The sequence below is a fragment of the Flavobacterium polysaccharolyticum genome, from assembly GCF_038739875.1.
Classification (GTDB): domain Bacteria; phylum Bacteroidota; class Bacteroidia; order Flavobacteriales; family Flavobacteriaceae; genus Flavobacterium; species Flavobacterium polysaccharolyticum.
On record NZ_JBCGDP010000003.1, the window covers coordinates 233,533 to 246,368 of the forward strand.

General features: G+C 36.3%; 7 protein-coding genes. 5 read left to right on the forward strand and 2 right to left on the reverse strand.

Features of this window, described 5'->3' with window-relative positions:
* Positions 1 to 6: 6 nt before the first annotated feature.
* Both WFZ86_RS04515 and WFZ86_RS04520 read right to left on the reverse strand, forming a co-directional pair.
* On the reverse strand, positions 7 to 2,064 hold the full coding sequence (locus WFZ86_RS04515; RefSeq protein ID WP_342690828.1) for a M48 family metalloprotease: 2,058 nt from the start codon (positions 2,062 to 2,064) through the stop codon (positions 7 to 9).
* Between the two features lie 28 nt (positions 2,065 to 2,092).
* Positions 2,093 to 2,521 (reverse strand): PaaI family thioesterase, encoded by a 429-nt coding sequence (locus WFZ86_RS04520; protein ID WP_342690829.1) that lies wholly within the window; start codon positions 2,519 to 2,521, stop codon positions 2,093 to 2,095.
* Between the two features lie 171 nt (positions 2,522 to 2,692).
* Between WFZ86_RS04520 and WFZ86_RS04525 the strand changes: the two genes are divergently transcribed.
* The 5 genes from WFZ86_RS04525 to WFZ86_RS04545 all read left to right on the forward strand — a co-directional run bounded on the left by WFZ86_RS04525 (position 2,693) and on the right by WFZ86_RS04545 (position 12,798).
* Positions 2,693 to 4,225, forward strand: coding sequence for a hypothetical protein (locus tag WFZ86_RS04525; protein WP_342690830.1), 1,533 nt, complete (start codon positions 2,693 to 2,695; stop codon positions 4,223 to 4,225).
* 293 nt (positions 4,226 to 4,518) lie between these two features.
* Complete coding sequence (locus WFZ86_RS04530; RefSeq protein ID WP_342690831.1) at positions 4,519 to 6,363, forward strand: endonuclease; 1,845 nt, start codon at positions 4,519 to 4,521, stop codon at positions 6,361 to 6,363.
* A gap of 180 nt (positions 6,364 to 6,543) precedes the next feature.
* Entirely contained in the window at positions 6,544 to 8,313 is a 1,770-nt protein-coding gene (locus tag WFZ86_RS04535) for an endonuclease (RefSeq protein ID WP_342690832.1), read from the forward strand.
* A 101-nt stretch (positions 8,314 to 8,414) separates the two neighbouring features.
* Positions 8,415 to 12,074: a phosphoribosylformylglycinamidine synthase gene (gene purL / locus WFZ86_RS04540; protein ID WP_342690833.1), complete on the forward strand. Its 3,660-nt coding sequence runs from the start codon at positions 8,415 to 8,417 to the stop codon at positions 12,072 to 12,074.
* 277 nt (positions 12,075 to 12,351) lie between these two features.
* Complete coding sequence (locus WFZ86_RS04545; protein WP_342690834.1) at positions 12,352 to 12,798, forward strand: hypothetical protein; 447 nt, start codon at positions 12,352 to 12,354, stop codon at positions 12,796 to 12,798.
* The last annotated feature ends 38 nt before the right edge of the window (positions 12,799 to 12,836 follow it).

Sequence of the window (12,836 nt, forward strand, 5' to 3'; positions counted from 1 at the left end):
TATATCTTATGCTACTAATGAAGATTCGAAATCTAAAAACTCTTTTTTTGCTTTAAAAAATGATTTAGATAAAATATCGTTATAATCGTGTATTGCTTTGAACAAAATTTCTAACTTACTTTCGTGATACTCTTGACCAATAAAGTAAACCAAATCCTCTGCTGCATATTTTGAAAAATTATCTTGCATTTCTGGACTTAAAGCATCAGAATAATTATCATTTCCCAATACATCTTGAATCTGAATTTTGAATTCTTTTTCGATGACTTTTAATGTGACTAAATTCTTCTCTATAATTGCAAAAGGTGTTGTTTCATATAAAAATGCTGTATTATTAATCATCTTTATGTAAGTGTCAAACTTGTTATCAAAATCTTTATCAATATTGGTAAATCTAGCATATAGTTTGGTAAACTCCTCTGTCTTGTCTTTACGTTTTGCTGCATCAAGAAAAAAGCTAAAAATCTTTTTATCATTTATGAAAATCTCTTCTTTTATTTGACTAAGCTCTTGCTCCAGTTTATTTACTATTTCTCCACTTTCAGAGGCCAAGAATTGTTCTCCGTCATAATCAAACCTTTTTACCACAATCTCCTTTTTCTCGATTTGCAAAAGCGTATTCTTATCATTTTCGAGAGCAAAAGCTGTATACACTAAATCTACTTTTTTATCATCAAATAAATCTTGATAACGAATATCAGAAGCTAAATCATTTATTTCATTGTCTTTATCTTCAAAAGACACCGGCTGTTTGTTATCATAATAACCATTAAAAACCTCCGCAAAAGAATTAGAATGATAGTTTTTAGTAAAATCTTCTACAAAAGACTCCTTATCTTTTTTTACAACTGCGGTCTCATAATTCACCATTCCGAATAATTTATCGGTAAACTTGGCTTCTAACTGATAAGAATCTGAGAATAAATTTCTTGCTGGTAGTATCGTTTTTTCTTGTTTAACAATATTGAGATGGTTTAATTGAGCTACTCTATCCTCAGTACTTGGATGTGTAGACAATTGATTGTTAAGTTTTAATTTACTTTTATTATACCTACTCAAATGATCAATATTTACCAATGGCAAATTATTGTCTATAGGTAGTTTGCTTTTTTGTGCTAAAAAATTCATTACAAATTGCTGCTGAGGATACAAATTATCAGTTACAATAGCATCAGAAACTTTTGTTGCATAATAATCTAAAACTGCATTGTAAGAATGACTAGCCAAATCCAATCGCAACAAGGAAGTTATTAAGGGAGATGAACCTGTAACATTTGCAGCCACTTCATCTGCATGAAACTCCATCTCTCTTGACATTTTCAAATAATTGGTATTAACTACTTCATATACTTGCTTCAAAACCCACTGAATTCCCTCAACAATTTTTACGGCTAGAGAGACAAAAAAAGTAAAATAGGCGTTTACTCCGCCCCAACTTTTAATAAGTGAATTATACGAATCGTTTTCATAAAGCATATTGAAAATGATATGGTTTACATTATACACATAACTTCCAACCTTCATGCTTCTCTGAGAAAAATGACCAAACTCGTGGGCTAAAATTGCTTTAAACTCAATATCTGAAACACTATTTACGAGTCCCATTCCTATTTGAAGATTCTTCTTTACAGGCAAAAACATACTCCAAAAACTAGAATCATAAAATACACAGGCATTGACCTCTGATGACAAATAAACCTTTTTGGGAAATTGAGTATCTACTTCTTGAACAATCTCATGAATTAGTTTAAAAAGCTTTGGCTCTTCATTTTCTGTAATTTCAACCAGATGGGAACGATCAACTTCTTTCTTTGAGAATAAAAATTTAAACAGAAAAATCAAAATTAAAATTCCCATACTAAGTAAACCAGCACCAATCATAAATGTAATTAAAGCTGGCTTAACAATTATAATTTGAAACCCTGCATATGCAGCCAAAATAGTGATAGAAATACCTAAAACAATTAATAAAACATAAACAATTAGAAAAAAAACAATTGATAAAATGGCTTGGGTAGTCATTTTTTGAAAAGCTGATGAAACAGCAATAACTTTCTGGGACATAAAAAATTCAAATAATTAGTTGCAAAACTTACTTTTTCTCTTTCGACAAAACCATATTGGTCAATTTACATAAGGAAATCAAATTTCCGGCTTCGTCGGTGATTTTTATTTCCCATAAATGCACCGTTTTACCTTTATGAATAATTTTGGCTGTGCCGAAAACCACGCCTTCACGTATACTTTTTAGATGATTAGCCGAGATTTCAATCCCGCGAACTTCTTGCTCTTTAGCATTGATAAAAAAGTGGGAAGCCGCACTCCCAACACTCTCTGCCAAAGCCACAGAAGCTCCGCCGTGCAATAATCCCATAGGCTGATGTACTGTGGAATTGACTGGCATTTTGGCCACCAAAAAACCTTCGCCAGCATCTATATATTCTATATTTAAGGTCTCCATCAACGTATTCTTCGAAAAGTCATTGCAAAATTGGAGCATTTTTTCTTTGTCTATTTCCATTGTCAGTATATTTCCCGTAAAAATAAGCGAACTAATTGGTCAGTACAAACCAATCACTGTTTTTTAGTATAATTGACTAGATTTAAAGGCAACAGCCATAACCATCAAATTTGTAGGATTTGCGATGGCATATTCTAATTAATCGTTATTTTTACCAAAAAAAAATAAGAAATGCGCTCCATTGCTACCGTATTTATTCTTGGAATTATACTGCTTCTGGCTTCTTGCCGAGCTGATTTTGAAACTGTGGCTAGCACAGGTGATTTGAAATTTTCTAAGGATACGGTGTATTTAGACACTGTTTTTACCAACATTGGTTCAAGTACTTATCAACTAAAAGTCTACAATAAAAGTAAAAACGACATCAACATTCCGATTATTCAATTCGAAAAAGGGCTCAATTCGAAATACCGAATGACCGTAGACGGACAGCAAGGAACAGCGGGTAAAATTTTTAAAGACATTACGTTGTTGGCCAAAGATAGCTTGTATATTTTCATCGAAACTACAGCAACTATCGCTGATGCTAACCCTACTGATTTTTTGTATACGGATAAAATTCAATTTGATAGTGGTGCCAATTTGCAAACGGTTGGATTGGTTACTTTAATTCAAGATGCTATTTTTCTTTATCCACAGCGATTCGCAGATGGAACGACCGAAACCCTCCCGATTGGAGATGAAAAAATTGAAGGTTTTTATTTAGACGAAAATGACCCAATCAACGGCAATGAGTTGCATTTTACCAAAACAAAACCCTATGTAATTTATGGCTATGCCGCAGTTCCTTCGGGAAAAACAGCCGTTTTTGATGCGGGTGCTCGAGTGCATTTTCACGCTAATTCTGGATTGATTGTAGCCAATCAAGGAAGTATTCAAATCAACGGAACTACCTCAACCACGAATACTTTAGAAAATGAAGTCGTTTTTGAAGGCGATCGATTAGAGCCTGGATTTTCTAATGTTGCAGGACAATGGGGAGCGTTATGGCTAACCAACGGAAGTACCAATAACCGCATCAACCATTTGACTGTAAAAAATGCCACCATCGGGCTTTTAATTCAAAACAATGATGGAACAGCGGTACAAGTAAAAAACACTCAGATTTATAATTCTAGTAACTACGGCATTCTGGCTCAAACAGGTAAAATCGTAGGCGAAAATTTAGTAATAAACAATGCTGGTGTAGCGAGTTTGGCTTGTTTGTATGGTGGAGAATATCATTTTACCCATTCGACATTCAATAACAATTGGAACAGCTCCTCTCAAGTCGCAGTTTTGGTAAGTAACTTTATCACAGGCGCCGTTCCTGAGTCTAAAGATTTAACACAAGCCACATTTAATAACTGCATCATTTACGGTTCTTATTCTAATGAAATGCTGTTGAATAAAAAAGCTACTTCGGTTTTCAATTATCAATTCAATCATTGCTTGCTTAAATTCAACAATAGCAGTAATTCATTTCTCAACAATCCTTTGTATCAATTTGAAACGGATGCTACACACTACAGTGGGATTATTTTAAACAAAGACCCTAAATTTTTCAAAGTAAATCAGAACCAACTCAACATAGACAATACGTCTGCTGCATTTGCTAAAGGAAATTCGAGTTATTTAATTCCATTAGACATTTTAGGAACAAGTAGAACCTTGCCACCTGATTTGGGCGCTTATCAAAATAAAGCGTTTCCGAAAACCAATTAATACAATCTTTTTTAGAACACTACATCATCAGCGTATACATTCTGATGGTGCAACTACCTATGCTTTTAAGTTAATGTTATTTTTTTTACAAGATTCATTGATAGTCATACATTAATTAAAAAAACACATTACATGATGCTTCACCAAAGAAGATAAGAAAAAACATGTATATATTACTATTTCTTAACATAAAATATAACAAAAAAAGATACTTTTGTCTCCAAAACACAATTATTACTATGAAAATCAAACACGTAAAACAACAAATCTATTAAATTAACTAAACTATATTTATGAAAAAACTTTACACTCTACTTCTTTTACTTTCATTTATTATTGGATTTGGACAAATTCCATCTGGTTATTACAGCGCCGCCACTGGTACTGGATTCACTTTGAAAACACAGCTTTACAACATCATCAAAGGCCACACCGACAATGGATATGCTGGACTGTACACTACGTATCAAACCTCCGATATCGATTCTTTTTATGAAAATGATGGAAGCATTTTAGACATGTACTCCGAAAAACCTTCTGGTACAGACCCTTACAACTATAGTCCAGGATCAACTCAAAGATGTGGCACTTACTCTGTGGAAGGAGACTGTTACAATAGAGAACATATTATTCCACAGTCTTCCTTTAATTCCGCAGCACCAATGGTTTCTGATGCGCATTTCATTACGCCAACCGACGGAAAAGTAAACGGACAGCGTTCAAACTATCCTCATGGAAATGTAGCTACAGCAACTTGGACCTCTTTGAACGGAGGAAAGCTAGGTTCAAGTGGTGTTTCTGGCTATAGCGGAACTGTTTTTGAGCCAATAAATGATTTTAAAGGTGATATAGCTAGAATGTATTTCTACTTCGCTACTCGCTATGAAAATACCGTAGCGGACTATTCTTTTCCAATGTTTGATGGTTCAAGCAACAAAGTTTTTACTACAGCTTTTTTAAATCAATTATTAGCATGGCATACACAAGATCCTGTAAGTGCAAGAGAAATAGCTAGAAATAACGCTATTTATGCAAGACAAAATAACCGAAACCCCTATATTGACCATCCTGAATATGTACAAGCTATTTGGGGATCTGCTCCATCATCTGATACTCAAGCACCAACTATACCAAACAATTTAACTGCCTCTGCAATAACAGCTACATCTTTAACATTAAATTGGACCGCTTCTACTGACAATATAGCTGTTACGGGATATAGTATTTATATGAACAATACACTTAAAACTACTGTTACTGGCACATCAGCCTCTATAACTGGATTAACAGCTTCGACCGCATACTCTTTTTATGTAATTGCAAAAGACGCTGCAGGAAATAGTTCAACAAAAAGCGCCACCATCTCAACAACAACTAGTAGTGGTGGAACGGCTGCAACCGATTTGCTTTTCTCTGAATACATAGAAGGTTCATCAAACAATAAAGCATTAGAAATTGCCAATAACACCGGAGCCTCAATAAATTTATCGAGCTATACCATCAAAAAACAAACTAATGGTGCCGGAGCTTGGAGCACTGGACTAAGTTTGTCTGGAACATTAACTAGTGGTAGTAAATTTACCATCGTAAATAGCTCAATGTCTTCTACTTGTTTTTCTCCAAGTGCTGCCAATATTTCAACCGCAGCAACAGAATTGGCTTTTAACGGAAACGACGCTGTAGGTCTATTTAAAAATGGTGTATTGATAGATATCATAGGGACTTTCAACGGAGGGACGGCTAATTTTGCTGCCGATGTAACTTTGAGAAGAAAAGCAACTGTAACTTCACCAAGCACCACCTTTAATCTTGCGAACCAATGGACTTCTTTTACAACAGATACTTGTAACAACCTTGGTAGTAAAACTAGCACTAAAGTCAACAAAGAAGAAGTAATAACGGATATCAATTCAATTTCTATTTACCCTAACCCTTCTCATGGTGATTTTACCATTAATTACAACAATTCTAATAAAACCTACTCTATTCAACTTATTTCATTATTAGGACAAATCATTTTTGAGAAAGAAAATATCAATCAACCTTCGGTAACCATAAACAATATTCCAACAGGATTTTACTTGGTTAAAATAGAAGATAATACTCAATCTATCTACAAAAAGATAATAATCAACTAATTAAAACCAGTTGTGATATAAAAAAAACGACACAATTGTGTCGTTTTTTTTATGGCATCTGCATTCCTTTTAGCCTAAAACAATCAAAACCAGTCTAACTTATTTAAATATTTCTTAACCTTAGACTCATTTGCAAAGAATAACTTTACAAACTTTTAATATTTTATACCATTTCACTTTATGAAACAAATCTACTCCCTACTTTTTTTAGTACTCTTTTCAGCGAGTTTTGCCCAAGCACCAGCTGGATACTATTCTACCGCTACAGGCACCGGCTACACGCTAAAAACCCAGTTGTACAACATCATTAAAGACCACACTGTTATTGATTATGCAGGGCTTTATGTCACATATCAAACTTCTGATATTGATAATTTTTTTGAAAATGACGGTTCTGTTTTAGACATGTACTCTGAAAATCCCGCAGGAACCGACCCATACAACTACAACATTGCAGCTACTCAAAGATGTGGCAATTATACCAACGAAGGCGATTGCTATAACAGAGAACACATTATTCCGCAATCCGTTTTTAATGAGGTTTCACCTATGGTTTCTGATGCGCACTTTATTACCCCAACCGATGGAAAAGTAAACGGAATCCGTTCTAACTATCCGCATTCTGTGGTTGTAACGCCTTCACAAACCACATTAAATGGAAGCAAACTGGGAACAAGTACAACAGCAGGTTATAGTGGACTTGTTTTTGAACCCATCGATGAATTTAAAGGAGATATTGCCAGAATGTACTTTTATTTTGCTACTCGATATGAAAATACAGTAGCCGGTTATAACTATGCTATGTTCAACAATACCAGCAATCAAGTTTTCACCACTGCTTTTTTAAATCAACTACTAGCTTGGCACAATCAAGATCCAGTAAGCGCAAGGGAAATTGCAAGAAACAACGCTATTTATGCTAGACAAAACAATAGAAATCCGTTTATTGACAACCCTAACTATGTAACCGAAATTTGGAAATCAGGCACTGTTGATACTGAAGCTCCAACTGCACCAACCAATCTAGTGGTAACCGAAACTACAACCAATTCAGCAACTTTAACCTGGACTGCGGCAACAGACAATGTGGGAGTTACAGGCTATGATGTGTATGTAAATGGCACCTTAAAAACTTCAGTAACTAGTTTAACCACTACCATTACAGGCTTAGCAGCTGAAACTACTTATACTTTTTATTTAATTGCCAGAGACGCTGACAGAAATTCTTCTGTGGCTAGTGCTTCGGTAAATGGAACTACCAAAGCCCCAGCTGCAGGAACCACTACTTGTGCCTCTGAAAATTTCGAAAATATGCCTGCCAATGCCACTTCTTATGCCGTAAGAACCTGGACGAATGGCGGAATTACTTGGACAGCAACTGATGCAAGAACGGACCAAGCTTTGGATTCAAGAGCTATCACTATCAGAAATGGTTCGCTCACTTCTTCTTCTGTAGCGAATGGAATTAAAGATTTGACGGTTACTACTCAACTTGTTTTTACTGGAACGGCAGGAACATTTAAGCTCAATGTAAATGGCACCGAAGTAGGAACAATTCCCTATAGCACTACTTCGACTACAACAACTATTTCTGGAATTGATGTAACTGGAGACGTAGTCATCAGTATAACTGGAAACAGCACTACTTCAAACAGAGTACGATTTGACGACCTTTCTTGGAGTTGTAATACAGTACTTGCAGTAGATGAATTAGAAAAAGAAAGTTTTGCCATTTATCCTAATCCTTCTAATGGAACGGTAAAAATCAATTTTGAAAATGCTAACGACAAACATGACGTTGCCATATTCTCTGTTTTGGGACAAAAAGTTTTTGAAAAAGAATACAATAACACAGCAGCTGCGGCTGTAAATAATCTTCAAAAAGGGATTTATTTGGTTAAAGTCACAAAAGAAGGGAAATCTACTACCAAAAAGCTAATTGTAAATTAGATAATGATAAAATAATTTTATTTAAAGCGGCAGCAATTGCCGCTTTTTTTTTAGGGCTTAATTAACTAAATTTGCAGCGCAATACAACAAACCCTACAACAATGATTCATTTCTTTGAAAACCAAAGTAACACTGTTTTTGCCGTACACACGCAGAACGAAATTTCAGCTCAAGACATCTCAAAACTCAACTGGCTATTTGCTGATGCCTCTAAAATAGAAAAATCCGTTTTGTCGGATTTTTTTGTTGGTCCTCGTGCCACTATGATTACCCCTTGGAGTACCAACGCGGTAGAAATTACTCAAAATATGGGTATTACTGGCATCATCAGAATTGAGGAATTTCAACGTGTTACCAAAGATTTTTCCGATTTTGACCCTATGCTTTCGCAAAAATTTAGCGAACTCCACCAAGATATTTTTACTATCAATATCCAACCAGAACCTATATTGGAAATCGATGATATTGAAGCTTATAATCAATCTGAAGGATTAGCCTTAAGCCCAGAAGAAGTAGACTACCTTTCTAATTTAGCGACTAAATTAGGTAGAAAATTAACCGACTCTGAGATTTTTGCGTTCTCGCAAGCGAATTCAGAGCATTGCCGTCACAAAATTTTCAACGGAACTTTTGTAATTGATGGTGAAGAAAAACCGACTTCCCTTTTCAAATTAATTAAGAAAACGTCAGAAACAAATCCAAACGATATTGTTTCTGCCTATAAAGATAATGTGGCTTTTGTAAAAGGGCCAAAAGTGACACAATTTGCACCAAAAAGTGCTGATAAACCTGATTTTTACGAAGAAAAAGAATTTGACTCAGTACTTTCCTTAAAAGCAGAAACCCACAACTTCCCTACTACTGTGGAGCCTTTCAACGGAGCTGCTACAGGTTCTGGAGGAGAAATTCGCGACCGTTTGGCAGGAGGACAAGGTTCGTTGCCATTAGCAGGAACAGCGATTTATATGACTGCGTATTCTCGATTAAACAATGAACATTCTTGGGAAAAAGGAATGGCAGAAAGACCTTGGTTGTACCAAACACCAATGGATATTTTGATCAAAGCCTCGAATGGAGCTTCTGATTTTGGAAATAAATTTGGACAACCGTTAATTACGGGTTCTGTTTTGACTTTCGAACACGAAGAAAACAACCGTAAAATTGGCTACGACAAAGTCATTATGCAAGCGGGTGGAATTGGTTACGGAAAATTAGACCAAGCGATAAAAAAGAAACCTACAGCTGGCGATAAAATCGTTATTTTAGGTGGAGAAAACTATAGAATTGGAATGGGTGGTGCAGCGGTTTCTTCAGCTGATACAGGTGCTTTTGGCTCCGGAATCGAGTTGAACGCCGTACAACGTTCTAATCCTGAAATGCAAAAACGTGCCGCGAATGCCATTCGTGGACTGGTGGAAAGCGACCACAATCCTATCGTGTCAATTCACGATCACGGGGCGGGTGGACACCTCAACTGTCTTTCGGAATTAGTAGAAGAAACCGGTGGATTGATTGATTTGGATAAATTACCAGTAGGTGACCCAACGCTTTCTGCTAAAGAAATCATTGGTAACGAATCGCAAGAGCGTATGGGATTGGTGATTGGTGAAAAAGACATTGATACCTTACAGCGTATTGCCGATAGAGAACGCTCTCCAATGTACCAAGTAGGTGACGTGACGAACGATCATCGTTTTACATTCGAATCCAAATCAACTGGTTTGAAACCTATGGATTATGCTTTGGAAGATTTCTTTGGAAGTTCTCCAAAAACGATAATGACAGACAAAAAAGTAGCTGTAAATTATACTGAACTAAATTATTCTACTGAAAATATCCCGAACTATCTTAATCAAGTACTGCAATTAGAAGCGGTTGCTTGTAAAGACTGGTTAACCAATAAAGTAGACCGTTGTGTGGGAGGTCGCGTAGCCAAACAACAATGTGCAGGACCATTGCAATTACCTTTAAACAATGTGGGAGTAATGGCTCTAGATTTTAAAGGAAAAGAAGGAATTGCCACCACTGTAGGTCACTCGCCAGTAGCATCGTTGATTGACCCTGTAGCAGGAACAAGAACTGCTATTGCAGAAGCACTTTCTAATATTGTTTGGGCTCCTTTAAAAGATGGTTTACAATCAGTTTCTTTATCGGCCAACTGGATGTGGGCTTGTAAAAACGAAGGCGAAGATGCTCGTTTGTACGAAGCAGTGCAAGCGTGTTCTGATTTTGCCATCGAATTAGGAATCAATATCCCAACGGGTAAAGATTCGCTTTCTATGAAACAAAAATATCCTAACGACGAAGTTATTGCTCCAGGAACAGTGATTATTTCGGCGGCAGGAAATTGTACCAATATTACTAAAGTTGTAGAACCTGTTTTACAACGCAATGGTGGCAACATTTACTACTTGAACTTATCTCAAGATAACTTCAAATTGGGAGGCTCATCTTTTGCTCAAATTTTGAATAAAGTAGGAACTGATGTACCAAGCATTACTGACGCAGCTTATTTTAAAACAGCTTTCAATACCCTACAAGAAGCCATCAAAAACCGCCAAATCAAAGCGGGTCACGATATTGGCAGCGGTGGATTGATTACTACTTTATTAGAACTTTCGTTTGCCCAAGTAGACTTAGGTGCTACTTATGACTTGAGCGTTCTTGGTGAAGCGGATACGGTGAAAACATTATTTAATGAAAATATTGCTGTGGTTTTCCAAGCCGATGCAGCCATTGAAGCTCTTTTTGCCGCTCAAAATGTTGAGATTTTCAAAATAGGAACCGTTACCGAAGGAGATTGGGTAACTATCCAAAACAATGCAGATACGTTTACATTTAATATAAATGAAACTAGAGATACTTGGTTTAAAACGTCTTATTTGTTAGACGCTAAACAATCTCGTAACGGAATGGCAGAAGCGCGTTATGCGAATTACAAAAACCAACCGTTAGACTATCAATTCCCGGCACACTTTGACGGAAAGAAAGCCTCCATTGATGCTAAGCCTAAACCAAAAGCGGCTATTATCCGTGAAAAAGGAAGTAATTCCGAGCGTGAAATGGCAAACGCCATGTACTTGGCTGGTTTTGATGTGAAAGATGTACATATGACCGATTTGATTTCGGGACGTGAGACATTGGAAGACATTCAGTTTATTGGTGCCGTGGGTGGTTTCTCTAACTCAGATGTCTTAGGTTCTGCCAAAGGTTGGGCGGGAGCTTTCTTGTACAACGAAAAAGCCAATACCGCATTGAAAAATTTCTTCAAACGCGAAGACACTTTATCTGTAGGCATTTGCAATGGTTGTCAGTTATGGATGGAATTAGAATTAATCAATCCAGAACATAAAGTACACGGAAAATTGCACCACAACACTTCGAACAAACACGAGAGTATTTTTACCTCAGTAAAAGTGCAAAAAAATAACTCGGTGATGCTTTCAAGCTTAGAAGGCGCTACTCTTGGGGTTTGGGTGTCACACGGTGAAGGAAAATTCCATTTACCAGAACAAGAAGCGAATTATAACATCGTTGCAAAATATGGTTACGAAGGCTACCCTTCTAACCCAAATGGTTCGGATTACAACACGGCTATGCTATGTGATGCTACAGGTCGTCACTTGGTGATGATGCCACATATTGAGCGTTCTATTTTCCCTTGGAACTGGGCACATTACCCAGACAACGGGCAAAAAGATGAAGTTTCGCCTTGGTTAGAAGCTTTTGTGAACGCAAGAAAATGGATTGAAAAACAATAATTTAAAAAAACAATCTTAAAAGCTCATTTCTGTTTGAATGAGCTTTTTTTATCAAAAGTTAAAATTGTAATGACCACAAAAAAGAAACCATGACTCCTCATAGCCCCGATGGTAGTGACATCCTTTGCCTTTTTCCTTTAAAAAGGCAAAGATATAACGGACAGCGGGTCCTGTGACAATAAAAATACCTTTTGTTGCTGCTCCTTACAAAAACTAAAAATAATGCTATAATCTGAGCATGCCCTTGCTCATAATCAACCCAAAAACTAACCTACTTATGAAAAAACAATCTTTATGGCTTATGGCGCTTTTGATGAGTGCAAGCACGACTTTTGCTCAAATTAAAACGACAAAAATCAAGAATCAAAACACCGAACATTACATTACTACCATTATCAATTACCCTATTACGGGACTTTATTCGGTGCAAAAACAAGTGGAACCCATAACAGTTCTCAATGCCGATGGAACTGGAATAATACAAAATGAGGATTTGGTAAAAGAACCGATTGTTTGGGGTATAGAATGTTCTGAATCTGGAATTCCAATTTTTAAAGAAGGATTTGATAGTGCGGCCTATTCGTTTTGGTACAAAAAAGCGAAGGCTACCGAGGAGGAGGAAGAATGGACTTATCAGTCGTTTACAATTCATTTTAATAAGATGAAAATGTATATTGCGGGTGAGCGCTTTAAGGAGTTTACAGAAGAGGAGTTGAAAAGGTAAAAAGCCAACTCATTGAAGGTCTTTTATTTGAAAGTTTA

Bases quoted from the DNA above. Each gene is read 5' to 3' on its own strand.
- WFZ86_RS04525 (WP_342690830.1), top strand. From the start codon at position 2,693: ATGCGCTCCATTGCTACCGTATTTATTCTTGGAATTATACTGCTTCTG.
- WFZ86_RS04515 (WP_342690828.1), bottom strand. From the start codon at position 2,064: ATGTCCCAGAAAGTTATTGCTGTTTCATCAGCTTTTCAAAAAATGACT.
- purL (WP_342690833.1), top strand. From the start codon at position 8,415: ATGATTCATTTCTTTGAAAACCAAAGTAACACTGTTTTTGCCGTACAC.
- WFZ86_RS04530 (WP_342690831.1), top strand. From the start codon at position 4,519: ATGAAAAAACTTTACACTCTACTTCTTTTACTTTCATTTATTATTGGA.
- WFZ86_RS04535 (WP_342690832.1), top strand. From the start codon at position 6,544: ATGAAACAAATCTACTCCCTACTTTTTTTAGTACTCTTTTCAGCGAGT.
- WFZ86_RS04520 (WP_342690829.1), bottom strand. From the start codon at position 2,521: ATGGAAATAGACAAAGAAAAAATGCTCCAATTTTGCAATGACTTTTCG.
- WFZ86_RS04545 (WP_342690834.1), top strand. From the start codon at position 12,352: ATGAAAAAACAATCTTTATGGCTTATGGCGCTTTTGATGAGTGCAAGC.